Raw genomic sequence first — 23,976 nt, forward strand, 5'->3', positions numbered from 1 at the left:
GGGATGACGGACAGGCATTTATAATGTTTTAACTGCTTCATAAAATATAGGTAACCATTTATCCGGATCATTGCCGTGTTTCTCTCTAATTTGATCGAGCAATATTACAGTCTCAACTCTACCGGATAAAACACTGATTATGTTATCCATACCATCTAAGCTAACTTTTGCCACTACGGCATCTATTCCTTGTTTTATTAAAAAATAACGTGTAGTAGGGTCGGTAGTTTTAATTAAAATATATTCTCGCTGACTCAACATAAATGCACTACGATAAATATCCGTAGCTTTCAAATTAGGTAAAAAAATCTGCGTAGCTGTTTGTTGAATCAACGTATCACTAATTCTACTTTTTGCAGCATCTTCGACACTCTGCGTAGCAAATATAACAAAAGTATTTAATTTTCTCAACACTTTTAACCAATCTTTGATCTTAGGTGCAAATACCGGATTATCGATTAAAGCCCATGCTTCATCAAGTACTATCATAGTTTTCTGCCCATCTAAAGAGATATTAATACGATGGAAAATATATAGTAATACCGGTGCAAGGCTTACAGGATCTTTAAGTAATTCAGTCATATCAAAACCGAATACTCTTGCTTTTTGTAAATCAATATCATCTATTTCATTGTCAAATATCTTAGCGTGTGAACCTTTACCAACCCACATTGCAATCCTACTTGCCAAACTATTTGGTGTATCAATACCAAGAAATGCTATAACATTACTAAGCCTTCTGTCTTGTTTTGCTAATCTAAAATTACCGCTTACCGCTTGAGATAAGATTTTATTATCTTGTGCAGTTAAACTTTCACCGTTAGAAGTTACAAGCACGCGAAGCCACTCTAAAATAAACGTTCTATTCTCACTAGTATCTTCAAGCTGTAAAGGGTTAAAGTTGCATTTTAAACCCGGATTAATTACTGTATAAACTCCGTTTAAAGCACGTATAAATATTTCTGCTCCTCGATCTTTATCAAAAAAGAACATACGAGGTTTGAATTTTTGTGCTTCAGCACATAAGAAATTCATCAGAACTGTTTTACCGGCACCGGTTGGACCGATAATGAGAGTATGTCCAACATCTCTTACATGGAAATTAAAATAAAACGGTGTACCTGAAGTAGTATCAAGTACTGTGACATATTCTCCCCAATGGTTATCTCTAATTTTACCGAGCGGATAATTATGTTGTGAGGCAAAGCTAGCCATATTAAGAGTATTTATAGTGGATTTACGCACTATATAATCTATATTTCCCGGCAACTGTCCCCAATAGCTAGGTTCCATGTTAACTTTTTCTCTAACCGGCTGAATTCCTGAATTAGAAAGCTCAACTGCTGCCATTGACAATATATCTTCCAAAGCTTTAATATTATTTGCGGAACATAAAAGCGATAAATGATGCTCACCGAAAGCGATATCACCGCTAGTGGCCATATCAAGGGCCGTATTAATTTCAGCAATTTGTGAAGTCGCTTTATCACCGGATTGTATCATTCTATTTTGCTGTAATTGCATTTTACCGATCGCTACTGTTCTATTAACAAAAACAAAGCTTTGCGTCATAACAAATTCAAAAGGCATTTGCAGGAATCCATCAAAAATTCCTGCCGAAGTATTAGGACCGTATTCAAGTATACTGATCATTCCGGCATATTTCTTGCCAAGCGGACTTCTTGCTTCAATAGTACGAGAATCAAAAAATAAGCGATGAGTCGGTAAATATTCGTCAATAGTACCACGCGGTAATGCTATAGGACCCGGTGAATCGCCGCAATTGATTAAAGATGAAAGGAATTCTAAAATTTCACAATAACTACCTGACTGCGTTTGACGAACTCCAAGTAATCTTGCTCCGTAACTTCTGAATGTATTAATCACTCTAGTTGACATTTCTTGAAGATTTTCTTTCATCTCTTTCATGTCGTTTTCCCAAGCGGTTTTATTAGATTTCTGTCTAAGCTTCTTTAGAAAATACTCAACTATAGCAACACCGCCAGTATCAGGCTTATATAAAATACTAACATATAATTCGTTAAAAAACGACCTAGCCCCAGCATGTTTCTTACGCCATTCTGCACCTAAATAAGTAATAAAATCATTAGGGACTTTTACGGTAGGATCATAAGTAAATTCCGTATCGTCAAATATTACTGCTTTACGTCTTCTAATAGTATGGAAATACATAATGATATTTCCCGAAGCCATATTTTTAAGTAAGGCATTTCTGATATTCTTTTTAATGTCTAGATCTTCATCATCAGCAGTTTCAAAAGAAAATCCATTTATTTTAATAACTTGTAATAAAGAATTATCTTTTGTTAAAATAGTATTACTATCCCAATGACATTTATAAGGAATAAAATGCGAAGTGGGTCTTTCTTGTTTAGACCTTAATTCTTTAGCTGCTCTAGTTCTAAATAATTTCATTACCTCACCTGATTTAACTATTTTGATTTATTTTGTCAGTTATACCTCTTTTCATGTCATTCCCGCGTAGGCAGAATCCAGATTTTTTGTTGTCATCCCGTGGCTACGACCACGGGATCTTGTATCACAGACTGTGTCCTAAGATACCGCGATCAAGGCGCGATATGACATTAAATGTTACTGGATTCCCGCCTACTCGGGAATGACATAAAACTCAAATATTATACGAATTTGCTCCGTAGTAAAATTTATTAGGACATTGGCTAGTTCTTGACATTTTATTTAAATATAGCTCTATGAATCTCGGTTCTTTAAAACATATAATATAAGCTACCAAATGCAAAGCAGCTGCAATGAATAAAACCATAATGCCGTTATTCCAAATAAATACTATCATCGTCATTATCATATTTAATGCAGCAAACTTAATACTTACTCCAAATATCATCGGCGGTCTAGTTAACCCTACAAATAAAAGATCGGATGCTAATGCTCCTGCCATAAAAAACCTCTATTAATTTATATTAATATCAAACATAGTTGACAATATTGAATTCGGTGCTTCACTATTCACAAAATGTACGTAACCATTATTATTTTCAAGGGCATTAACTGCTATCTTAATTAATGCTTCTTCGATGAAATTATTACTATCATCTAACATTGATTTCAACAAGTTAATATCTCGTATTTTTATATTATACGGAAACGTCTCGGATACCTGTAATATCTCATATGGCAATATTAAATGTTCTGCACTTAATGCAGAAGTAATTGTTGCTACCGTTAAGTTAACATTTAATAAATGCGTTTTCTCCTGATCGTCGCTCGCAAACGGTGCTATCACGGGTATAATATTATTATCTGCAAAATTTAATAAAAGCAAAATTTAATAAAATTTCTGGATTAATCATAATAGGCTCGCTTAAAAAACCAATATTTATAACATCATGATTTACAATTTTTCGGTAAGATAGTTTTGATTTTTTTGCTTGCAGTAAATTAGCATCCTTACCTGAAATACCAACTGCATAACAACCTATACTACTTAACTTTGTTACTATATATATTTTAGCACCGCACATCTCAAGCAATCTAACAGATTCAATAAAAGCCGTAAATAATTTATCGTCAATAATAATAGTAGCAGGTAATTTTAGAACTATTGCTTGATTCTTCAACTCACTACTACACTTTATTATATTCTTAATTATAGCAATGTTATTTAATGAAGAAATACTATCTACCTCTTTATTTTTGAGGTTTGATGCATTTTGCCAAACTAGCTTTAAGTTCTCTTGCACCTTCTTTACTCCTGCTGCTTACATACATAACATTACATGAGTAGTTTAAAGTTGCAAGAAAATTCTGTGCTTCATCGTTAAGGTTTTTATGATCCGTAACTTTATCGGATTTTGTGAAAATAATTTGAAATTCTCTTTTATTTGCAAATAATAGATCAGCTACTTTCTTATCATTTTCTTTTATACCCCTTCTTGAATCAATCAATAAGTTAACTAACCTTAAATTATAACTATTTCGTAAATAATAACTAATTAACACTCCCCACTGCTCTTTGACTGATATAGGAACATTAGCAAAACCATAACCGGGAAGGTCAACTATAATAAGTTTATCTGCAAGGTTAAAGAAATTGATTTGCCTAGTACGCCCTGGAGTATTAGAAACTTTAGCAAGATTTTTATTATTACATATCGTGTTTATTAGGCTTGATTTGCCGACATTTGACTTACCGACAAAAGCAATTTCCGGTAATGAAAAATTGGGGATTTGATTTATATTCATAGCACCGACTACAAATTTAGCTTGATGACGAAAAAGCTTACTGCCATCAGTTGATTTTGTAGGCACTATTTTCTGAGTAGTCATAATTTGCTTTCGTATTGGATGTAATTAGGCATTGCCTGCGTGAATACCAAGTCGTCATTGCGAGAAGGCATTATTTCGTGGTTCGGTAAAATTCGCTGTGTTACCCCGTGGCTTGACCACGGGATCCAGTTAAAAATACTAAAATTATTAGTATTTTTTATTGTTTTTATGGACCCCGTGCAAGCCACGGGGTAACACAGCGAATTTTACCGAACCACGAAATAATGCCTTCTCGCAATGACAGAAAAACCAAACCATGCAACAACACTGAGTTAGGAATGGCATCAGCAGACTTCAATAACACTATAAGTGAGCTAGCATGACATTAAAAAATATGGTAGCGGGGGCTGGATTTGAACCAACGACCTTCAGGTTATGAGCCTGACGAGCTACCGAGCTGCTCCACCCCGCAATAATTGAATTGACGATTTATCTATGTTATATTTTGACTTAGTCCAATACTACGTGAATATTGTTAGTGTCATTCTTGCGTAGATACCGAGTAGTCGTAGACTGCACGGCAACCCAGAAAAAATAATAAAAAAATTCTATAAATCAGAATTGTTTACTAGATTGCTTCGTCAATTGCTATGCAATTTCCTCGCAATGACGATTTGTTATCCACAAACAAAGCCTAGCTAGCTTCTTTCTTACTACCGAAAGAAAGACCTGAGAATCTTTTATTGAAATCACTAATACTTTTGTTCGATTGATTTACTACATTTCCGGAATCTTTATTCCATGCCGGATGCTTTCTAAAATCAACATCCATTAAAATTTCACCTGTAGGATGAGTAGACATTGTTTCAAAAACATCGCTTCCTACTTTAATCAAAAACTTTTTATATTCTGGATGTATACCGCTTTTCATAATGATTTTGCTGTTTTAGTCTGAATTATTTTTTTCTTAATAGCTCTAGCGTTACTTGATAAAACATTATCATCGGCTTTTAGAATATATGCATCAAAACCCCCGGCTTTTTCCACTGAACTAATACATCTAGCATTAACCGATAATCTATATTCCCCGGCTGTTATATCACTTGTAAACTTAACCGACCTTAGATTAGGTTCAAAACGTCTTCTAGTTTTACGCTGAGAATGTGATACATTGTTGCCGTATAAAACACCCACACCTGTGAGTTCGCACTTACGAGACATAAGCTAAATACCTTAAAACTTATAAAATATACTTCAAGTAAATGAAGAGTCATATACGAAGATGAACTTCAAAAAGCGCTAAGAGTTCACAAGCCGAGGAGCGGAGCGTATACTTAATACGTGAGCACCGCAGATCTTGTAGAACGACGTAGCCAATTTTTGAAGTTCATCGAGTATATACAATAGATAAAGAATATAAAGCAATACTCCCCTAGTGTCAAGAGATAATTATTTTGTAGCTACGTATTAGCTAATGCTTGATTTTTATTAAATAACAGAGTTTTATATAAAAATATAAATTAATTAAACTATTATAAATCTATGCTTATTAATGGGAATCCAGTTCAAGGTAATATCACCGGACTAATTAAAAAATTAGGAGAGTTGCCTTCAAGTTTTCCTGAATATATTAGTAATCTTACTCCAAAACCATTAAGTATAAAGGAGCAAATTGATCATAATCAAGCAGCTTTTTGTATAATGAAGGATTAAAATTATATAGCAAAGACAATCATCTTGTTGCTCTTAAACCACTACAACAAGCTGAACAAATTGCTATAGGTCAAACTGACAGTAATTTTCTTTCCTATATCTAATACTATGATAGGACGTAGCTATCAACAACTGGGACTGTTTGATAATGCTATTCAACAATTTCAAGATAGCATAGAGAATTCTTTTGAAGCAAAGAAATATTATAATGTAGAAAATTCATACAAAGAATTATAGTCACTGCACATCAACAACAAGGAACATTAGCCAAGCTAATAATGACCAAGCTAAAGAATTAATGGCAAGATTAGCTTTAGGAGCTGCTTATAAAATTCAAAACCGTAAAGAAAATTCAATAGCGCAGTATGCATATGCTTACTCATTACAGCAAGGTATAGTTGATTATGAAGCTGTTCGTGTGGAACAGTATAAAGTTGGTTTTTCTGATAAAGAAAAGATAGGCACTGATAACATTCAACAATGCGTTGCTGTAATTTTACATGATCCATTAACTAAAAAAACTGCATTAGCCCATGTTGACAGATTTACTGATGCTAGTTCTTTAACACATGATGTAATAAGCCACTTTCCTCCTAATACTAAATTAGAAGCTTATTTAGTAGGAGGGTGTGATAGATCTGCAGTATCAATTGCGGTATCAGATGGTAATATTCGTAAAGTAACACAAGAATTAAATAACCACTTTAACGTAAATATAAAATCTACAGATATAGAAGACAAGGGAGCCCCATTAGGAATTATATTTGATCCAATAACATGTAACTGTTCCGGGTAGAGAGGATAAAACAACCGCTGCTAGACAAGTACATTTAAGTATAGGAAGTAATACTCCTGTACTTTATAAAGCTTTTGATTTAACTAAAAATAAAAATATACCTAATCGCTCTTTAAATGAAATCCAACAAAAACATATTATTCAGCAATATTTATTAGGATCTAATCAAAATCCTAATTCTATGGACAAATGGCAATCTAATCAAATATCAAGACCACTTACTAAAGTAGCAGAGGAAATTCAAAAAACTAATCCAAAATTAGTAAAAAATGTAGTAACTAAAAATATTAGTAATCGAGTTCACGAATTGAATCTAAATGATCAAGAACAAACAAAAATTGTAAATAATTTAATAGCTAAAACTGATTATTTATTATCTAACAATTTAAATCCGTTGGAAAGTGTACGTTCAGAAATTAATAAAACATTAGCACTTACTCATTCTACCTACCAACAAGATAGTAATATTAAAAAATCCTAGATACAAAAAAGTGTACAAAAAATAAAAGATTTGTTCATAAATATTTTTAGTAGTAATAAAACAAAAAATGAACCAAAATTAAACTTAACAAGTGATAAGATATTAAAAAAATATAAGTACTAAGACAAAAATAGCTGCACCTAGCTATACTCTTCCCAATAAAAATATTGCTTTACACAAAAATAATCAACAAAGTAAATAAACTATGCAAATTGAAATTAACTCACAAGAATATAAAATTTTTGATATAAATGATGATTTAGTAATTTATACTAAAGATTTAAATGAAGAGATTGCCTGTAGTTTCTTTTCCATAAAATTAAATAAAATAGCATTAGCTAGAAATATTAATTCACAACAGTTAGAGCAATTAATTACTGACTTTAATCAGAATGAATTGATAGAACAAGATTTAATAAAAGTGCGAATAATTGGAGGTAATGATTCGCCTGAATCATCTAAATACTTGGAAGATATTCGTACTACTTAATGGTATTGATAATAATACTAATATGATTAATATAATAGGTTTAGATGCATGTAAAAATATACATCCCAATTCTTTTGAATTAGATGGCTATCACGGGGGAGTTAGAGCTTTAGATTAATTGTAGAATATTAAATTGATACTATTAGAAGAGAAAATAGAAGAGATGTGGGGCATCACTAATAGCAATATTTATCTTTATGGTCCATTTAGTAAAGAAATAAAGATAGGTACGATGTATTTATACGTGAAATAGGCACAAGACAAGCCTAACATAGTACCGATAACGATTATACGGAATTTTGCAGGACTAAAAATTAAAATAACTATTCCAAGAATAATTACTATTTTTAGTATATCATCTGTCGTATAAGAGCTAGAATTTATAGCATAAACATTTAGATTTATACCTAGAAATATTATTATACATAATAAGTTCTTAAACATTTTATACCTCTATAGGCCCAGTAGTTAATCCATTTATAAATTGTTTTAAATAAGGATTATCACTATTACGCATTTCATCTTTACTACCGTACCATTTAATTTTTCCTTGATAAATCATAGCTACTTCTTTAGCTATTTTTGCGGCACTAATCATATCATGAGTTATAGTAATCGTAGTTGCCTCTAACTCTTCTTGGATTTTTATAATTAATTCGTTGATAACATTTGCCATGATAGGATCAAGCCCTGTGGTCGGTTCATCAAGAAATAAAATCGACGGTGTACTACAAATAGCCCTAGCAAGGGCTACTCTTTTTTGCATTCCTCCCGATAATTCGGCAGGGTAAAGCTCGAGTATTCTAGGGGATAAACCAACGGAATTAAGCTTTGCACCGGCAAGGTCGTTTTTTTCTTTCTTAGATAATTTTTTAGTCTCGAAAGTAATATTATCACGTATATTTAAGGAGTCAAATAATGCTCCGCCTTGGAATAAAAAACCTATACCATCCATAATCTCAAATTTTTGTTTACTTGAGATATCTTGGATTTCTACATTATCAATAAAAATTTTACCTTTATCAGGTTTAATCAATCCTACTATATTTTTAATTAGAACTGATTTGCCGCTACCGGAACCACCTAAAATAACTAATGAACTGCCCTTTTTTACATCCAAATCTATTCCGTCTAACACCTTATGATTAGCAAATGATTTATATAATGACCGAATTTTAATTTTAAATTCTTCTACACTCATGCATACTCCAAATAAACAAAAAAACTGTATACTCGTTTAATTTGAAAAATTGGTTTTGTTGTTTTATATTTTTTGACCGCAGCGTACATAAACGTACGTGAGGATCAAAAAATATAAAACGCCTAGCTCTTTTCCAAATTAAACGAGTATACCTATACTTTAAAAAATAATTCAGTTATTAAATAATTACTGATTAAGATCAGGATAGAAGAATTCACTACTGCCGAGGTAGTTGCTCTTCCAACTCCCTTAGCCCCTTTACCTGAATAATAGCCGCTATAGCAACTTATTATAGAAATAATAAACCCAAAAACTCCCGCTTTAACAAGACCAGAAATTACGTCAATCGGTTCTAAATACTGAAAAGTACTGGTTAAATAAGCTGCACTATTAAAATCAAGTTTATATACCCCTACCAAATAACCGCCCATAACACCAATTATATCCCCGATTAAAACAAGACAAGGCATTGTAATAATAGCTGTTATTACTCTTGGAAAAACTAAATATTTAATAGGATCGGTAGATAAAGTATATAAAGCATCTACCTGCTCTGTTACTCTCATTGTGGCTATTTCGGCGGCGATTGATGCCCCAACTCTTCCCGCTACCATTAGTCCAGCTAAGACAGGTCCAAGCTCTCTAGTCAGCGACAATACTACTACCGTTGCAATAGAGCTTTCAGCTGAGAAACGGGAAAAACCGATATAGCTCTGTAATGCAAGTACCGCACCTGAGAAAAAAGTCGTCATCGCAACAACCGGAAGCGAGTGAAACCCGATAAATAATAATTGTCTGATGATTAAACTCAAATATAAAGGCGGTCTTATGATACTGCTAACGGCAGCAAAGCTAAATAGAGAGAAACTACCTACACTTTGTGCAAACTTTACAGTACGTTTACCGACCGAATTAGCTATATTGAATAACATTTGTATTTTTTCTATTTAAGTACGCTATGTCATTTCTGCGAAAGTAGGAATCCAGTAACCTATAATGTCATCCCGCGACTTGATCGCGGGAACCAGTCTTTTTTAATTTTTTTCTGGATACCGTGGTCAAGCCATGGTATGACACAGATATCTACCCGATATACTTTCTTTTATATCTACTACCAAGGTTAGTTAATACCTCATACCCGATAGTACCTATAATACTCGCTATTTTATCGGGCGTGCAATAATTTCCGATAATTTCCGCTTCCTGCCCTAGAAAAATCTCGGACGGTGGTAGATCGGTAACATCGATATTTATTAAATCCATCGATACCCGCCCTACTATAGGAACGCTGCGACTGTTAATAAATACTTCACCTTGATTGCTAAAATTACGACTAAACCCATCAGCATAACCAAGCGGTAACGTTGCAATGACACTATCACGCTTAGTTGTAAAAGTCATATTATAACCGATATGGCTATCTAGTGTCAAATTCTGTAAGTGAATTATAGGAGCTTTTAAGGTTACGGGATTCTTTGTTAAGGGATTAAGACCATATAAGGCTGCCCCCGGTCTTGCTAAATCAAAATGGTAATCCTGTCCTAAAAATATGCCGCCGGAATTAGCAAGGCTTGCTTTGACGTTTGGGAAATATTGTAAATAAGCTTTAAATCTGTTTAATTGTTCTAGATTATAAGGATTATCTATTTCCTCGGATATAGCTAGATGGCTTATAATATATTGTAAATCTAGCCCTTTTAACAAATCACGATCATTAATTAGCTGCTCTATCTCATCAGAGCTTAAGCCAAGACGATTAATCCCCGTATTGAAATGTAAATAACAAGGCAATAATCGGTTTTTCAAATTACTAAATTTTTGCCAAATTTCTATTTGTTTTAAGTTATTTAGGACAGGTGTTAAATTATATTTTATCAGCTCTAAAGCATCATGTTCAAAAACGCCGTTAAGAACTAAAATATTAACATCTAATCCTAAAGCGTTGCGTAAATTCACTCCTTCTTCACTTGAGGCCACAAAAAAATGCCTACAATTTTCTTCTATTAAAGCTTTAGAAATTTGTACTGCTCCAAGACCGTAACCGTTAGCTTTAACGGCAGCACCGACTAATGAGGTTTTGCAAATATCTTGTAATAAAAGGTAATTATTTTTTATTGTAGATAGATTTATTTCTACAGTACACAAGCTCATAGTATATTTATTAACTCTTTTACGATGATAGACAATACGGATATTATATGAAATTTTGTAGATAAGTCACTTGTTTCTATAGTATCCGTGATAAAAATATTGTCTATTAGACCTCTTACATAACTTGCTTCTAAAGGTAATTTGTACGTCAATCCAGTACTCGCATCCTCACGTACTAAAGTGTACGCTGCGGTGCTGCGTTCCGTGTTTCCTACAAATTCCTCTTTATTAGCTTCGTTCTCCAAGAGGTCTATTATCGAATTTTTAGAACCGGCAGAAAGCACTGCATGAGTTATAAAAGCACTAACCGATAAAGTCGAATGTTCTTTTAAAAATCTCGCTGCTTTTACGATTGTTTCTCCACTATCTATAATATCATCAATATGCAATTTTTGCCCTTTACACTACCTGTTATTGATATCATCTCGCAATTATTATTTATATCCATTTCTTTGTTTATATAAGCTGAATCTATATTTAGTAAATTACTAATTTTTTGAACTCGATTGATACTTCCTTTATCAGGTGTAACTATAACGAAATTGCTATAAGTTCTTAAAAACGGGATATATAAATTTATAGGTTCAAGATTAGAAACAGGAATATTAAAAAATTTCTCTATTTTATCGGAGTGTAAATCAATAGTAATTACATGGTTTACTCCGAGCTTCTCTAAAAAATCTGCTATTAACTTAGCAGGAATTATATTTTGAGAATTTATATTATCTTGCCTTGCATAACCAAAAATAAGGCATTACTAAAATTATTCGATTTGCTCCCGCTTTTTTTGCTGCATCTACTAGCAAAAACAACTCAATTAAGCGATCATTAACGGGTTTTGATATGGATTGTACTATGATTATATCTTCATTATGAAACGATTTTTGAATTTCTACTTTTATTTCGGAATCATTGAAATAGGTAATTTTCGGCTCAATATATTTAATATTTAATGCTATAGCTAAACGCGTTGCAAGTAACTTATTACTACTGTCTGCTAAGATTTTCATGTGAATGATTTATGTTGTTTAACGCTATTAGCGAGCGGGCTTTGTTGCGTGGCAATCTCATACAATAATAACAAACTCCTGAGATTGCTTCGTCAATTGCTATGCAATTTCCTCGCAATGACGACGAGGTGTCTACACAACAATACCTCCTCACAATGACGATTTAAGATGACAGTGAAATAAGCTTAAGAACGACTTTCTAATTTTTGTATTAGTGCCTTAAAGCCTTGATTTTTTAAAGTATTGGTAAACTCGTCTTGTTGAGCTCCAATAAGACTTACACCTTCCGTAATTATATCAGAAACTTTAAAAACGTCTTTTCCGTTTCCTTTCATTTCACGTACAAGATATTCTACTTTAATAGGGTCTTGCTCTTTATTACTAATGATATTCATAGCAACCATAAAATCGGTTGAGCTTAAAGGACGAACTCCTACTATTTTAGGCTGTTTGCCTTTATAATCTTTTATTAAATCAGTATAAGATTTAGTAACATATTTAGAGTAAACTTTGATGAATTCCTGAACCTGCCCACCTGATAAAGTTTTTATCCCATTTCTGCCTAATGTATATTTAGCCATCCAATCAAAATCTAGGTTCTGAGACATTAACTCACGTGCTTTAGCAATTTTTACTCGCTCAGATAATTTACTATCGTTTAATATACTAGAAGCTTCATTTACTAAATTAGTAACGTAACTGTTCAAACCGGCAGGCACTTTTTCATTAGAATAAGCGGAAAACGTCATCACTAATAAAAATAAACCTGTAATAATTTTTTGCATATAATCCTCTTTAATTTCATTAATTCTTGGGTTTAGGACATTTAAAATTTTCAGGATATTGAACCGATGCTTCACGAGCACGATGTAATGCTGATCTAATAGCCAAATAAGGATCGGTAGAATTCTTCATCACATAATCACTAAACGGTAATACAACATATCGATCGTTTATTTTACTAACTGCTAGTACTCCTAAGTCAAAATCATTATGAGTGTAGTACATTAATGGATTAAGAGCATAATTAGTAATTACCGAATCCGTCATATCTCTTGCGTTAGTACTACCGATTATCGGCAATACTAAATAAGGACCTGGGGCAACTCCATAATGTGCGAGGGTACTACCGAAAGTTTGACGATCAGACGGCAAACCTACTTTACCTGCCACGTCAAATAAACCGCCTATGCCAAGCGTAGTGTTAATGAAAAACCGCCAAACGCTTTTCATAGTTTTATCGTAATTTAACTGAAGCCCGTAATTTACCGCAGTAAGCGGTGTATCGACATTACTGACGAAACTATTAACGCGTGCTTTTACGTAATCATTCGTGATGTTCTTATAACCTATCGCTAAAGGACGCAATATTATATAATCTAACACAGAATTAAATACAAACACTTTACGGTTAAATTTTTCATATGGATCATAAACTTCCACGCAACCGTTTTCATTGCTTCCACCATTATATTTATATATGTCATTATCAACATATTCAAGATCAGCTCTTATCGATAATGAACATAAAATAATGGATAATATAATTAATATTCTCATTGATTTATGCTGTTTTCTTACAAATAATAATACTATATTTATTGTTTTCCGCTAGTATTATTTCTTCCGAAGTTAATATGGTAAAATTATGTTTTTGTAAAAAATTATTTATTTCATTCAAGTTAAAAATAAATTCTTTGCGTTTTACTGAAAATTGTGTCTTCGTCGCATTCGGTAAACAAAGGGCAAAATACCCTTGTTTATTAAGAGATGAGTATATTAAATTAAAATATTCTATTAAATTGTTAGTAAACGATAATCCGCAAAAACTAAAAATAATATCAAATTTATTAGAGTTTTGTTTTAAAAATTCATCGATAGCAATATTATATATTTGATCGTAAATTTTAGTGTTCGGGTAATATGTTTCTTGTAACTTATTCATTAAAGCAGAAACTTCTACACCGGTTAAAGTAAAACGTTCCGGAAAACGTTTTTGTATTTCATAACCTACAAGCCCTATATTACTTCCAAGTTCCAAAATAGAGTAATTATCCGGTAAATCAGATATCTGCTTAAGTGCTTCATTAACAAACCTATACGGAAGATGGATATTTTTATCGTTATTAAAAATAGTAGGATAATATTGTGCAGTTAAATCACGATATTTTCCACAAATTTCTTGAGGTATTTCAATAATATCCTTATAATTTTTCAAAAAATTTATAAATATAGTTTTATATTTTTCATTAGATTTTTCTAAATATTCTATAGCTTGCCTGTAATTATTTTTTAAAAAATAAACCCATCCGAGTTGAGAATATACTTTAGAATCATTAGGATTAAAAAATTTATCGACTAGTTTAAACCTAAGTAATGCATCATTTAAATTACCTCTATATAAATGATCGAGTCCAAGTTGATAATTAGTTTCGGTTAAATGAGAGAATTTATATTTACAATCACTTATATAATTTTTAAATTCTAAAATTTTATTCTTAATAAAATTCGGTACATTTATTATAGTTAAGCAATAATGTTTGATTTTGTCTTTTATTTTACCGAGCATAGTTTAATTACTAAATTAATATTACTTACTATAATAAAGCATATATTGATAAATTTTTAAATAAAATAATAATTTTACTTGTAAATTAATGGCATTGAAGCTAGGATGTACATGTTATATGTACATCAGTAGGTAGCTCATGAACTCAATTAGCGGCACTTCATTTAGAAAAAACTTAAGCTCTGTACTAAATACCGTAGAAAACGATCATGTCCCTTATCTTATTAAAAGAAAGAATCATAAGAATATTATTCTTTTAACCGAAGAAGAATATGAATCTACAAAAGAAACATTATATTTATTATCTAATCTGGCTAATGCAAATCGAATAAAAAAATCTATCGAACAAGCAAAAAGAGGAGAGTTTGCTAAAGTTAATTTAGATGATTGAGATTGAGTGGACACTAGAAGCAGCGGAGGATTTAGTGTATTGGAAAAAATACGATATTAAAAAATATGAACGTATTAAACTTCTAATAAAAAATATCCAAGAAGCATCGTTTACAGGTATAGGTAAGCCCGAACCTTTAAAACATATATTATCAGGTTTATGGTCACGTAGAATTAACCACGAACATAGACTAATATATTCTGTCAATACTAAACAAATTATAATATATAATTGTAGATTTCATTATAAGAATTAATATTTATTTCTTGAAATTACCGATTTTACTATAGCTTTCATTTAATACGGACTCAAATTATGTCAATTATTTCTACGAGGCTAAGTTCTATAAAACCGTCGCCGACCCTTGCAGTCGTTAAAAAAACTCTTGAACTTAAAAAAGCGGGAGTTGATATTATCACACTCGGTGCCGGTGAGCCTGATTTTGATACGCCTGACAATATTAAGGAAGCGGCGATTAAAGCGATTAAAGACGGCTTTACTAAATATACTAACGTTGAGGGTATGCCTCTTTTAAAGCAAGCAATAAAAGACAAATTCAAACGTGAAAATAATATAGATTACGAACTTGATGAAATAATAGTAAGCACCGGCGGTAAGCAAGTTATATATAATTTGTTTATGGCATCTTTAGACCAAGGGGATGAGGTAATTATTCCAGCACCCTATTGGGTTTCATATCCTGATATGGTTGCACTTAGCACAGGAACACCTGTTTTTGTAAATTGCGGAATTGAAAATAACTTTAAATTAAGTGCAGAAGCTTTAGAACGTTCAATTACGGATAAAACTAAGTGGCTTATTATTAACTCACCTAGTAATCCAACAGGTGCAAGCTATAATTTTGAAGCACTAGAAAATATTGCTAAAGTTTTAAGAAAATATTCACATGTAAACGTAATGTCCGATGATATTTACGAGCATATTACTTTTGATGATTTTAAATTTTATACATTAGCCCAAATAGCACCTGATTTAAAAAAGAGAATATTTACCGTAAACGGAGTATCTAAAGCTTATTCTATGACGGGTTGGCGTATAGGCTACGGTGCAGGCTCTAAAGCTTTGATTAAAGCAATGACTATTATTCAGTCGCAAAGTACTTCAAACCCTTGTTCAATAAGTCAAATGGCTGCTATTGAAGCATTAAACGGTCCTCAAGATTATATAAAGCCTAATGCTTTAAATTGTCAAAAAAAGCGTGATCTTGCTTTATCAATTTTGAAAAGAGTAAAATATTTTGAATGCTATAAGCCGGAAGGAGCGTTTTACTTATTTGTTAAATGCGATAAAATATTTGGGCATAAAACTAAATCAGGAACAATTATTGCAAATAGTAATGATTTTGCCGAATATTTACTTGAAGAAGCAAAAGTTGCCGTAGTACCTGGTATCGCTTTCGGCTTAGAGGGATATTTTAGAATTTCTTATGCTACTTCTATGGAAGAGCTAGAAAAAGCTTGTATTAGAATTGAGAGAACAATCGATGTCATTCCTGCTTAAGGCTTTGCATGGATACCACATCGTCATTGCGAGCAACCATAGGCTGCGTGACAATCTCATCAAATATCCTGAGACTGCTTCGTCACTTACTTCGTAATTTCCTCGCAATGACGGAAAAGTTAAAAAGCCACCTAAACCAACAAAAAAATAATGCGGAAAGTTTTTAAAAAATTTTTAAAAAATAATAAATACGTACTTAGTATAATTACTATTTTACTATATTGGTATTTGCGTTTTGTTTACTTTACTTCAAAGCAGAAATTTATATTTTACGATAACGGCAATAAGGAAAAATTCCTAAACGAACAAGGGGTAATCTTTGCATTTTGGCATAATATGCTTGCCTTAAGTCCGGCTATGTTTATAGGACATAGAAATCTCTATGCTTTAATATCACCGCATTTAGACGGAAAAATTTTAAACGATCTAGTAGGAAAATTCGGTTGCAGAGTGATAGTAGGTTCTACTAATAAAAATCCAATTGGAGCTTTACGTAATATTATAGGTAAGTTATCTCAAGGTGCAAATATAATAGTCACGCCGGACGGTCCTAAAGGACCGGTATATAAAGTAAATAGCGGTATTACCGAAATTGCCTATAGATATAACACAAAACTTATTACTATAGTCAGCTCCACTTCTAGATGTTTCAGATTAAAAAGTTGGGATAAATTAATAATACCCCTACCGTTTGGTACCATTAAAATCATAGTTGGCTTGCCTTTAGAACTCACAAATGATAAAATACAAAACCATATAAGCCTTGAAAAACAATTAGCAAGCTTAACAGAGAGTTTAAAGCAATGATGTTATTATATTATGCTTTAAGCTTTATATTATTACCTGTTTATTTTATCATAATTCTTATACGTTTGTTAATAGGTAAAGAAGATATAAGACGCATCCAAGAGCGTTTTGCTATTGGCAAACACAGACAAGACGATTTATTAGACTTCGTGCAAACGTCCGCTAATAAAGAGGAATTTAAAGGAGACACTTCACTGCGAACCACAGCGTATACACTAATACGTGAGGATGAAGGGTTAGGACCGACGTATAAATTACCTTTAGAAGCAAGTTATACACGAAGGCTGATATGGATTCATGCAGCAAGCGTTGGCGAGTCTATGGTAGCTTTAACATTAATACATAATATAAGTAAACGCTACCCTGACGTTCGTTTTCTAGTCACTTCTTGGACTAACAGCTCCGCTAAAATATTAACTACCAAATTACCTAAAATAGCAGTTCACCAATTTTTACCGATAGATAATATTATTTTTACTCGAAAATTTTTAAGAAATTGGCAACCTGATTTAGGCATTTTTATAGAATCGGAATTATGGCCGTGTACTATTAATGAGGGAGCAAAGCAGTGTAAATTACTACTAGTTAATGCTCGTATTTCCGATCAATCGTTTAAAGCTTGGCTAAAAAGAAAAAGCTTTTTTCAGCTTATTCTCAAAAATTGCAGTAAAATTATCGTGCAAAGCGAGCGTGACTTACAAAAATTCAATGAACTTGGCGTATCAGATGCAGTGAATTTAGGCAATATTAAATTTGCCAACGAAAAACTTCCGGTCAATCAAGAAGAGTTATCAAAATTAAGCTTACATTTAGACAATAGGCGAGTCGTGCTATTTGCCAGCACTCACCCCGAAGATGAAGAGGTGATTTTGCCTATAATCAAAAACCTAAAAGAGCAGTTTTTAGACTGCTATATTATCTTAATTCCAAGACATCCTGAGCGAGTTAAATCAATTATCGATAATTGTAAGTCACATAATTTATCCGCTACCGCTAAGTCGCAAAATGATTTACCTGTTTTAAGCGATGATCTTTATATAGTTGATAGGTTCGGCGAAATGGGACTATTTTTTTCTGTATCTACAATTTCTTTTATCGGCGGTTCTTTTAAACAAGGCGGGCATAATATTTTAGAAGCAGCATATTTCTCTAATTGTATTATATTCGGTCCCGATATGAGCAAAAACACCGATATCGCTAAAGGCGTACTGCAAAATGAAGCAGCTATCCAAATCAAAAACGGTGAAGATTTACTAATTAAACTAACATATCTACTCAGGTCTAATAATACTCTAGAACTTACAGCTTACCGCGAAAATGCTTTAAAATTTGTTAAGGACAACCAAAAAGTCCTAGATGAATATTTAAAAGTAATTACGAAGTTTCTTTGATAGAATTTAACTAAAAACTCTTATTCTCCTAAAAGCTCTATAGTAAATTCAGGATCTACGTGACTGATTTCTATACTTCCGTTATTTTCTAGTATTTTCTTATTCAAATACCTATAATACCACTACTTATAGGCAAAGAACATAATTCACCTTTATAAACGGTTAAGGCCGGATACCATTGGTTATGAAAAATTATAGGTGGGTTTGGCAACGATAACTTATTTAATTTTCCGTCTCTACCGTAATGTATCTTTAAAAAAGCAGAATCTGCTTTAGGCATGTTTGCCCCATCAGAATATTTTAAAATTAGCGAAATATCAAAAGTGTCTCCTGTATCTTCTGTAGTATCAGGGACAATCATGCTTCTAAATTCTTTAATCTTAACTATACACTTGTTATTCAATCTTAATGTTAAGGAAGCTTCAATTGCCTCTTCCAACACAATACCGCACTTATAACCGTTTTCGGTTTTAAATTCTTTTTGAACAACTTTACGCTTAGTAGGTTCAGAAAATATAAATTTTTCCTTACCGTTACTGTTAAAATCACTTCCTGGACCGACGACTTCTATTGTACCGGTTGTCACTTTATAAGCGTTTGAAAGGGTTTTAGCTCCAATCTTTGTACTATCTACCAGTTTTTTTCCGTATATTTTAGCCTTTTCTCTTTTAGAGGTAGGAGTATTAGGGGGATTTTGCTCTAAAGGATCTACAGGATGAGTTGTCATCGACTGAGTGGGAGTACTCGTATTACCTCGAGACGAAGGATGCTTTGTTATATAAGTTATTTTACTTTCGGCATCAGTACCGAGTACTGCTATTTGTCCACTTCCTATCTTATAGGCGTTTTCTATAATTTTACTTCCTGTGACGGTAACTTTTACTGCCCCTTCTACTGCTTTATAACATGCATAACCGGCACATACTATAATAACTCCAAGTAATTCGGCATCATTATCACTATAATTAGCTTGTCTCCTACGATGCTCTTTGACAGCATAAATTTGTGCAGCATATTCCTCTTTTGTCCTTGACATAAAACGCTCTTCATTTAAACTAATAATAACAATTAATGTAAGATTTTCTATGATTAAGTCAATATAAATCTTTTATTATAAAGTAAAAAACCGAAAATTATTTATTAATAGATAGTTGATTGTAGTTAGAGAGATATTATAAATACGAGTTTAGAATAAGCACTTATCCTAAATTTGCCTTTGTTTGCTTTGAAAAGGTGTGAGTAAGTATTCACGAGTTTTTTACTGTCACCTAGTTCAATTGACCACGGGAAGGTATTATTGCGTGGATAGAAAAACGCATTCGGTGTCATACCGTGGTTTGACCACGGTATTCATAAAAATAACTAATACTAGTTGTTTTTATATTTTTACTGGATCCTGCGATCAAGTCGCGGGATGACAGGATAGAATTGTGTCTACACAACAACACATGCTTGCAATGACGATTTGGTATCCACGCGGGAATGACATTGAAGCTATGAAACAAGCCCATTAACCTTGCGTAATGGCAGCTACTTCATCGGCAAAGTTTTTTTCTTCATATTCTATACCTTCACCAAGTTCGTATCTAATAAATTTGGCGATTTTAATTTCTGCACCGAGTTCTTTTTCAGCATTTTTAATTACTTCCGCAACGGTAAGTTTAGGTTCAAATAAGAAATTTTGCTGAAGCAATACAACTTCCGAGAAGAATTTACGTATTCTACCTTCTACCATTTTTTCTATAATATTATCAGGCTTTCCTTCTTCTTTAGATTTTTCAAAAAATACTTTTCTCTCACGCTCTACGAGTGCTTGATCCAAGCTTGAATCATCTATACTTTGCGGGTTATTTCCTGCTACATGAACAGCAATTTGTTTAGCTAAAGCTTCTAGTTTTGCTTTATCTTTTGCGTTAGACGCAAGACCTACTAATACGGAAATTTTTCCTAAATTCGGTACAACTTCATTATGCACGTACGAACCGATTGCTCCTTCAGATATCTCTAATATATCCATACGACGTAATGTTAAATTTTCACCGATTGTAGCGATATTTTCTATAATTTCTTCTTCAACTGATTTACCGCTTTGCATTTTAAATGTTTTTAGCGTGTCTATAGTTTTTGCAATTACTGCAAGATTTGCAATATCCTTAACTAGATCCTGAAACTGCTCATTTCTAGCAACAAAATCCGTTTCGGAATTTACTTCAATTACCACTCCGGTAAGCCCATCAACTTTTGCAGCAGTTAAACCTTCAGAAGCAATGCGTCCGGCTTTCTTTGCAGCAGCAGCTAAACCTTTCTTACGAAGAAAATCAATAGCTTCTTCAAAATTACCGCTGGTTTCTATTAATGCTTTTTTGCAGTCCATCATACCTGCACCAGTTTTTTCTCTTAATTCTTTAACCGCTGCAGCACTTATATTTATTTCACTCATACCTTACTTTCTCCTTAATTATTATATTTGGCTTGGGTTGTAGCTCGAAGAACGACCTCGGTGTCACCCCGTGGCTTGCTCCTGGGGTCCATAAAAACAATTTAAAATACTAATATTAGTATTTTAAGCTGGATCCCGCGATCAAGTCGCGGGATAACAATGGAAAAGCCTATCCATGCAACAACACTTATGCATTATAAGAATTTTTATTTTCATCGGCATCATTTAATGCTTGCTCAAATTCTGTATTTGTCTCTTCATCAATATTTTTCGTTTTAGAGAATTTTTTAGCTTGTTTTAATTTAGAAACATTTTTAGAAGTTAACGCCTTATCTGTATGCTCTTGCATAGCACCCATATCAACTCCTGAAGCTTTCATTGATTCTTCAAGTCCTTGTAATGCCGCATCTGCAAATAAACTACAATAAAGTCTTATTGATCTTATAGAATCATCATTACCCGGAATCGGATAATCTACATTATCAGGATTAGAATTAGTATCAACTACTGCAACTATAGGAACATTAAGCTTTACCGCTTCATTAATTGCGATATGCTCTTTATTAGTGTCAATAACTACTAGAAGATCAGGTTTAGAATTAAGATTTCTAATACCGGCAAGAGATAGAAGTAATTTATCTTTCTTACGGCTCATATCGAGTATCTCTTTCTTAGTATAACCCATAAGTGCTTCTTCGTTTTCTAAGGTTTTGTCTAACTTATTTAGCTTTTCTATTGAACCCGCAATAGTTTTCCAGTTAGTTAGCATACCACCAAGCCATCTATGATTTACGTAATACTGCCCGCATTTTTCGGCATATTCCGCTATAATATCGCTTGCCTGTATTTTAGTACTTACAAATAATATTTTACCGTCTTTTTTTACGGTTTCATATATTGCATTCAAAGCAACGTTCATTAAAGCGACACTTTGTCTTAAATCGATTATATGAACATCATCACGTTCACCATATATGTAAGATGCCATTTTAGGATTCCAACGTGAGGTCTTGTGACCGAAATGCACGCCCGCATCTAATAATGCTTTAATGTTAACAGATGGTATTTTTGACATTTTTAAATTCTCCTAATTGTTAGTTTATACCTCCGTAAGATGTCCATTCTAATGAACTAACATATATCTTACGTGTGAATTTTTTACTTAAGTTTTGGATAATCGTCATTGCGAGCAGCCGTAGGCTGCGTGGCAATCTCATCAAATATCCTGTGAGATTGCTTCGTCAATTATTACATAATTTCCTCGCAATGACGACTTACAAGCCTATAATTATATACGCATATTGCGTAATTTACAAGCTTTTATTCTTTTCGCCAAATAGTAGTACCATCAGGTTGATCTTCTAGAATTATTTTTTCCTCTAATAACTGGTTACGAATTTGATCGGCTAATAACCAATTTTTTTGTTTTTTTGCTTCCAAACGCTTATTTACAAGCTCATTTATATAGAGTTTATCCACACCGCTATTAAACCACTCGTGTGGAGTCTTATTCATTAAACCAATAAAATTAGCACAAGTAATAATAGCAGAGGCGTTAAGCTGCCTTTCTTCTTCAGTTTTAGAAATAAAAACAACTTTAGCGTAGTCATTAATGATTTTAACAGCAAGCGGCGTATTTATATCATCAAGTAAGCTTTGCATGAAATCATGAGGTAAATCTATTTTCTGCACATTAATATTTTCTATAGCTCTATACCAATAATCTAAAGTTTTCTTAGCATCTTCTATAGCTTTATCATTATAATCAAGAGGACGCCTATAGTGACTACTTAATAAAAATAACCTTACTACTTCTCCTTGAATTTGCTTATCCATTAAATCCCTTACGGTAATAAAATTACCAAGAGATTTACTCATTTTCTCACCGTTAACCGTTAGAAACCCATTATGTACCCAATATTTAGCATAGGTAGAATTTGGAAAAGCACATCTACTTTGAGCAATCTCATTGGTATGATGCGGAAAGATTAAATCTGCTCCGCCGCCGTGAATATCAAAATTCTCACCTAAATATTTGTAGCTCATGGCTGAACATTCAATATGCCATCCAGGGCGACCAAGTCCCCAGGGGCTTTCAAAATTCATATTTGCCGATTCATTTTGCTTTGCCGGTTTCCATAATACAAAATCTTGTGGATTTTTTTTGGTTTTACTATTTTCTACATGCACTCCCTCAAACATTTCTTCTAAATTGCGGTTAGATAATTCCGTATAATTTGGCGCTGATAAAACATCAAAATAAACATGATTATCAGCAATATATGCGTGATCTTTTGCTATTAAGCGTTCTATTATTGCGATCATTACATCAATATGTTTTGTAGCTTTCGGCTCAATACTAGGTAGCATACAACCTAAATATGCCATATTTTTATGAAACTCTTTCGTAACTTTATCAGTCAACTCATCAATAGTAACACCAAGTAGTGCAGCTCTATCGATAATTTTATCGTCAACATCCGTAATGTTACGTACATATTTTACTGCCTTCTCACCGAATATTTTTATAACTATACGATAAAGTAAATCATATACTACTCCCGACCTACTATTGCCTATATGAGGATTATCATAAACAGTCGGTCCACATACATACATTTTTACGTTAGCTTGATCTTGAGGATTAAAAACCTCCTTAGTACGGCTAAGAGTGTTATATAAGTGAAATTGAATTTGCATATTTTATTTACCAAAAACTGAAGTACATTTCTTTCAAAAGTATTATTAC

At 32.7% G+C, this 23,976-nt stretch carries 27 protein-coding genes, 1 tRNA gene and 3 pseudogenes; 10 read left to right on the top strand and 21 right to left on the bottom strand.

Annotation, left to right across the window (positions count from 1 at the left end; genetic code table 11):
- Positions 1-18: 18 nt before the first annotated feature.
- The 7 genes and pseudogenes from C4Q30_RS04400 to rpmB form a co-directional block, all read right to left on the bottom strand.
- A complete protein-coding gene (locus C4Q30_RS04400; protein WP_103897324.1) occupies positions 19-2,436 on the bottom strand; it encodes a VirB4 family type IV secretion/conjugal transfer ATPase in 2,418 nt (805 codons plus the stop codon).
- 214 nt (positions 2,437-2,650) lie between these two features.
- Entirely contained in the window at positions 2,651-2,938 is a 288-nt protein-coding gene (locus C4Q30_RS04405; RefSeq protein ID WP_045812724.1) for a type IV secretion system protein VirB3, read from the bottom strand.
- Between the two features lie 12 nt (positions 2,939-2,950).
- Positions 2,951-3,740, bottom strand: a pseudogene (locus C4Q30_RS04410) (amino acid kinase family protein).
- On the bottom strand, positions 3,688-4,326 hold the full coding sequence (yihA, locus tag C4Q30_RS04415) for a ribosome biogenesis GTP-binding protein YihA/YsxC (RefSeq protein ID WP_103897325.1): 639 nt from the start codon (positions 4,324-4,326) through the stop codon (positions 3,688-3,690). Before yihA ends, C4Q30_RS04410 begins: the two are co-directional and overlap by 53 nt.
- 335 nt (positions 4,327-4,661) lie before the next feature.
- Positions 4,662-4,738, bottom strand: a tRNA-Met gene (locus tag C4Q30_RS04420).
- 222 nt (positions 4,739-4,960) lie between these two features.
- Complete coding sequence (gene rpmE, locus C4Q30_RS04425) at positions 4,961-5,197, bottom strand: 50S ribosomal protein L31 (RefSeq protein ID WP_103897326.1); 237 nt, start codon at positions 5,195-5,197, stop codon at positions 4,961-4,963.
- A complete protein-coding gene (gene rpmB / locus C4Q30_RS04430) occupies positions 5,194-5,487 on the bottom strand; it encodes a 50S ribosomal protein L28 (protein ID WP_004996729.1) in 294 nt (97 codons plus the stop codon). Before rpmB ends, rpmE begins: the two co-directional genes overlap by 4 nt.
- A gap of 321 nt (positions 5,488-5,808) precedes the next feature.
- Between rpmB and C4Q30_RS08800 the strand changes: the two genes are divergently transcribed.
- The 5 genes and pseudogenes from C4Q30_RS08800 to C4Q30_RS10480 all read left to right on the top strand — a co-directional run bounded on the left by C4Q30_RS08800 (position 5,809) and on the right by C4Q30_RS10480 (position 7,864).
- The gene (locus C4Q30_RS08800; protein ID WP_167310024.1) at positions 5,809-5,979 is read left to right on the top strand and encodes a hypothetical protein; all 171 of its coding nucleotides are present in this window, start codon (positions 5,809-5,811) and stop codon (positions 5,977-5,979) included.
- A 108-nt stretch (positions 5,980-6,087) separates the two neighbouring features.
- Positions 6,088-6,216, top strand: coding sequence for a hypothetical protein (locus C4Q30_RS10245; RefSeq protein WP_280641671.1), 129 nt, complete (start codon positions 6,088-6,090; stop codon positions 6,214-6,216).
- 61 nt (positions 6,217-6,277) lie between these two features.
- Positions 6,278-6,775, top strand: a complete 498-nt coding sequence (locus C4Q30_RS04435) for a hypothetical protein (RefSeq protein WP_103897327.1) — start codon at positions 6,278-6,280, stop codon at positions 6,773-6,775.
- 181 nt (positions 6,776-6,956) lie between these two features.
- Positions 6,957-7,256, top strand: a complete 300-nt coding sequence (locus tag C4Q30_RS04440) for a hypothetical protein (protein ID WP_103897328.1) — start codon at positions 6,957-6,959, stop codon at positions 7,254-7,256.
- 397 nt (positions 7,257-7,653) lie between these two features.
- Positions 7,654-7,864 (top strand): annotated as a pseudogene (locus tag C4Q30_RS10480) (hypothetical protein).
- Between the two features lie 77 nt (positions 7,865-7,941).
- Here C4Q30_RS10480 and C4Q30_RS04450 read toward each other — a convergent pair.
- From C4Q30_RS04450 to C4Q30_RS04495, 10 genes and pseudogenes are all read right to left on the bottom strand, one after another.
- Positions 7,942-8,190 carry a DUF5510 family protein gene (locus C4Q30_RS04450; protein WP_103897329.1) on the bottom strand — a complete coding sequence of 83 codons (249 nt, stop codon included), beginning with the start codon at positions 8,188-8,190 and terminating at the stop codon, positions 7,942-7,944.
- A 1-nt stretch (position 8,191) separates the two neighbouring features.
- Positions 8,192-8,947 carry an ABC transporter ATP-binding protein gene (locus C4Q30_RS04455; protein WP_014013843.1) on the bottom strand — a complete coding sequence of 252 codons (756 nt, stop codon included), beginning with the start codon at positions 8,945-8,947 and terminating at the stop codon, positions 8,192-8,194.
- A gap of 152 nt (positions 8,948-9,099) precedes the next feature.
- Positions 9,100-9,879 carry an MlaE family ABC transporter permease gene (locus tag C4Q30_RS04460; RefSeq protein WP_012150352.1) on the bottom strand — a complete coding sequence of 260 codons (780 nt, stop codon included), beginning with the start codon at positions 9,877-9,879 and terminating at the stop codon, positions 9,100-9,102.
- Positions 9,880-10,030: 151 nt separating this feature from the next.
- Positions 10,031-11,098 (bottom strand): alanine racemase, encoded by a 1,068-nt coding sequence (locus C4Q30_RS04470; protein ID WP_103897331.1) that lies wholly within the window; start codon positions 11,096-11,098, stop codon positions 10,031-10,033.
- Between the two features lie 2 nt (positions 11,099-11,100).
- A pseudogene (locus C4Q30_RS09665) lies at positions 11,101-11,346 on the bottom strand (palindromic element RPE1 domain-containing protein); the annotation flags it as partial.
- Positions 11,347-11,465: 119 nt separating this feature from the next.
- Positions 11,466-11,846 carry a ribose-phosphate diphosphokinase gene (gene prs / locus C4Q30_RS09670; protein ID WP_342447540.1) on the bottom strand — a complete coding sequence of 127 codons (381 nt, stop codon included), beginning with the start codon at positions 11,844-11,846 and terminating at the stop codon, positions 11,466-11,468.
- Positions 11,821-12,108, bottom strand: a complete 288-nt coding sequence (locus C4Q30_RS09675; protein ID WP_245207475.1) for a ribose-phosphate pyrophosphokinase-like domain-containing protein — start codon at positions 12,106-12,108, stop codon at positions 11,821-11,823. The genes prs and C4Q30_RS09675 overlap by 26 nt, the downstream gene beginning before the upstream one ends.
- Before the next feature lie 185 nt (positions 12,109-12,293).
- On the bottom strand, positions 12,294-12,893 hold the full coding sequence (locus tag C4Q30_RS04485) for an MlaC/ttg2D family ABC transporter substrate-binding protein (protein WP_103897332.1): 600 nt from the start codon (positions 12,891-12,893) through the stop codon (positions 12,294-12,296).
- 19 nt (positions 12,894-12,912) lie between these two features.
- Positions 12,913-13,668 carry an MlaA family lipoprotein gene (locus C4Q30_RS04490; protein ID WP_103897333.1) on the bottom strand — a complete coding sequence of 252 codons (756 nt, stop codon included), beginning with the start codon at positions 13,666-13,668 and terminating at the stop codon, positions 12,913-12,915.
- A gap of 4 nt (positions 13,669-13,672) precedes the next feature.
- Positions 13,673-14,677, bottom strand: a complete 1,005-nt coding sequence (locus C4Q30_RS04495) for a methyltransferase domain-containing protein (protein ID WP_103897334.1) — start codon at positions 14,675-14,677, stop codon at positions 13,673-13,675.
- Positions 14,678-14,816: 139 nt separating this feature from the next.
- Here C4Q30_RS04495 and C4Q30_RS04500 point away from each other — a divergent pair, with 139 nt between their 5' ends.
- From C4Q30_RS04500 to waaA, 5 genes are all read left to right on the top strand, one after another.
- Positions 14,817-15,068 carry a type II toxin-antitoxin system Phd/YefM family antitoxin gene (locus C4Q30_RS04500; protein ID WP_014013838.1) on the top strand — a complete coding sequence of 84 codons (252 nt, stop codon included), beginning with the start codon at positions 14,817-14,819 and terminating at the stop codon, positions 15,066-15,068.
- Entirely contained in the window at positions 15,061-15,324 is a 264-nt protein-coding gene (locus tag C4Q30_RS04505) for a Txe/YoeB family addiction module toxin (RefSeq protein WP_014013837.1), read from the top strand. The genes C4Q30_RS04500 and C4Q30_RS04505 overlap by 8 nt, the downstream gene beginning before the upstream one ends.
- Before the next feature lie 59 nt (positions 15,325-15,383).
- On the top strand, positions 15,384-16,589 hold the full coding sequence (locus C4Q30_RS04510) for a pyridoxal phosphate-dependent aminotransferase (RefSeq protein WP_103897335.1): 1,206 nt from the start codon (positions 15,384-15,386) through the stop codon (positions 16,587-16,589).
- A 150-nt stretch (positions 16,590-16,739) separates the two neighbouring features.
- On the top strand, positions 16,740-17,396 hold the full coding sequence (locus C4Q30_RS04515; RefSeq protein WP_014013835.1) for a lysophospholipid acyltransferase family protein: 657 nt from the start codon (positions 16,740-16,742) through the stop codon (positions 17,394-17,396).
- Positions 17,393-18,787 carry a lipid IV(A) 3-deoxy-D-manno-octulosonic acid transferase gene (waaA, locus tag C4Q30_RS04520; RefSeq protein WP_103897336.1) on the top strand — a complete coding sequence of 465 codons (1,395 nt, stop codon included), beginning with the start codon at positions 17,393-17,395 and terminating at the stop codon, positions 18,785-18,787. Before C4Q30_RS04515 ends, waaA begins: the two co-directional genes overlap by 4 nt.
- A gap of 103 nt (positions 18,788-18,890) precedes the next feature.
- Here the strand turns inward: waaA and C4Q30_RS09680 are convergent, their stop codons facing one another.
- The 4 genes from C4Q30_RS09680 to cysS form a co-directional block, all read right to left on the bottom strand.
- The gene (locus C4Q30_RS09680) at positions 18,891-19,823 is read right to left on the bottom strand and encodes a hypothetical protein (RefSeq protein WP_245207476.1); all 933 of its coding nucleotides are present in this window, start codon (positions 19,821-19,823) and stop codon (positions 18,891-18,893) included.
- 474 nt (positions 19,824-20,297) lie between these two features.
- Positions 20,298-21,227 (bottom strand): translation elongation factor Ts, encoded by a 930-nt coding sequence (gene tsf, locus C4Q30_RS04530; RefSeq protein ID WP_103897337.1) that lies wholly within the window; start codon positions 21,225-21,227, stop codon positions 20,298-20,300.
- Positions 21,228-21,414: 187 nt separating this feature from the next.
- Positions 21,415-22,302 (bottom strand): 30S ribosomal protein S2, encoded by an 888-nt coding sequence (gene rpsB, locus C4Q30_RS04535; protein WP_103897338.1) that lies wholly within the window; start codon positions 22,300-22,302, stop codon positions 21,415-21,417.
- Between the two features lie 245 nt (positions 22,303-22,547).
- Complete coding sequence (gene cysS, locus C4Q30_RS04540; protein WP_103897339.1) at positions 22,548-23,927, bottom strand: cysteine--tRNA ligase; 1,380 nt, start codon at positions 23,925-23,927, stop codon at positions 22,548-22,550.
- Between the last annotated feature and the right edge of the window lie 49 nt (positions 23,928-23,976).

The sequence above is a fragment of the Rickettsia fournieri genome, assembly GCF_900243065.1.
GTDB lineage: Bacteria > Pseudomonadota > Alphaproteobacteria > Rickettsiales > Rickettsiaceae > Rickettsia > Rickettsia rickettsii.

Bases quoted from the DNA above. Each gene is read 5' to 3' on its own strand.
- C4Q30_RS04400 (WP_103897324.1), bottom strand. From the start codon at position 2,436: ATGAAATTATTTAGAACTAGAGCAGCTAAAGAATTAAGGTCTAAACAA.
- C4Q30_RS04405 (WP_045812724.1), bottom strand. From the start codon at position 2,938: ATGGCAGGAGCATTAGCATCCGATCTTTTATTTGTAGGGTTAACTAGA.
- yihA (WP_103897325.1), bottom strand. From the start codon at position 4,326: ATGACTACTCAGAAAATAGTGCCTACAAAATCAACTGATGGCAGTAAG.
- rpmE (WP_103897326.1), bottom strand. From the start codon at position 5,197: ATGAAAAGCGGTATACATCCAGAATATAAAAAGTTTTTGATTAAAGTA.
- rpmB (WP_004996729.1), bottom strand. From the start codon at position 5,487: ATGTCTCGTAAGTGCGAACTCACAGGTGTGGGTGTTTTATACGGCAAC.
- C4Q30_RS08800 (WP_167310024.1), top strand. From the start codon at position 5,809: ATGCTTATTAATGGGAATCCAGTTCAAGGTAATATCACCGGACTAATT.
- C4Q30_RS10245 (WP_280641671.1), top strand. From the start codon at position 6,088: ATGATAGGACGTAGCTATCAACAACTGGGACTGTTTGATAATGCTATT.
- C4Q30_RS04435 (WP_103897327.1), top strand. From the start codon at position 6,278: ATGGCAAGATTAGCTTTAGGAGCTGCTTATAAAATTCAAAACCGTAAA.
- C4Q30_RS04440 (WP_103897328.1), top strand. From the start codon at position 6,957: ATGGACAAATGGCAATCTAATCAAATATCAAGACCACTTACTAAAGTA.
- C4Q30_RS04450 (WP_103897329.1), bottom strand. From the start codon at position 8,190: ATGTTTAAGAACTTATTATGTATAATAATATTTCTAGGTATAAATCTA.
- C4Q30_RS04455 (WP_014013843.1), bottom strand. From the start codon at position 8,947: ATGAGTGTAGAAGAATTTAAAATTAAAATTCGGTCATTATATAAATCA.
- C4Q30_RS04460 (WP_012150352.1), bottom strand. From the start codon at position 9,879: ATGTTATTCAATATAGCTAATTCGGTCGGTAAACGTACTGTAAAGTTT.
- C4Q30_RS04470 (WP_103897331.1), bottom strand. From the start codon at position 11,098: ATGAGCTTGTGTACTGTAGAAATAAATCTATCTACAATAAAAAATAAT.
- C4Q30_RS09675 (WP_245207475.1), bottom strand. From the start codon at position 12,108: ATGAAAATCTTAGCAGACAGTAGTAATAAGTTACTTGCAACGCGTTTA.
- C4Q30_RS04485 (WP_103897332.1), bottom strand. From the start codon at position 12,893: ATGCAAAAAATTATTACAGGTTTATTTTTATTAGTGATGACGTTTTCC.
- C4Q30_RS04490 (WP_103897333.1), bottom strand. From the start codon at position 13,668: ATGAGAATATTAATTATATTATCCATTATTTTATGTTCATTATCGATA.
- C4Q30_RS04495 (WP_103897334.1), bottom strand. From the start codon at position 14,677: ATGCTCGGTAAAATAAAAGACAAAATCAAACATTATTGCTTAACTATA.
- C4Q30_RS04500 (WP_014013838.1), top strand. From the start codon at position 14,817: ATGAACTCAATTAGCGGCACTTCATTTAGAAAAAACTTAAGCTCTGTA.
- C4Q30_RS04505 (WP_014013837.1), top strand. From the start codon at position 15,061: ATGATTGAGATTGAGTGGACACTAGAAGCAGCGGAGGATTTAGTGTAT.
- C4Q30_RS04510 (WP_103897335.1), top strand. From the start codon at position 15,384: ATGTCAATTATTTCTACGAGGCTAAGTTCTATAAAACCGTCGCCGACC.
- C4Q30_RS04515 (WP_014013835.1), top strand. From the start codon at position 16,740: ATGCGGAAAGTTTTTAAAAAATTTTTAAAAAATAATAAATACGTACTT.
- waaA (WP_103897336.1), top strand. From the start codon at position 17,393: ATGATGTTATTATATTATGCTTTAAGCTTTATATTATTACCTGTTTAT.
- C4Q30_RS09680 (WP_245207476.1), bottom strand. From the start codon at position 19,823: ATGTCAAGGACAAAAGAGGAATATGCTGCACAAATTTATGCTGTCAAA.
- tsf (WP_103897337.1), bottom strand. From the start codon at position 21,227: ATGAGTGAAATAAATATAAGTGCTGCAGCGGTTAAAGAATTAAGAGAA.
- rpsB (WP_103897338.1), bottom strand. From the start codon at position 22,302: ATGTCAAAAATACCATCTGTTAACATTAAAGCATTATTAGATGCGGGC.
- cysS (WP_103897339.1), bottom strand. From the start codon at position 23,927: ATGCAAATTCAATTTCACTTATATAACACTCTTAGCCGTACTAAGGAG.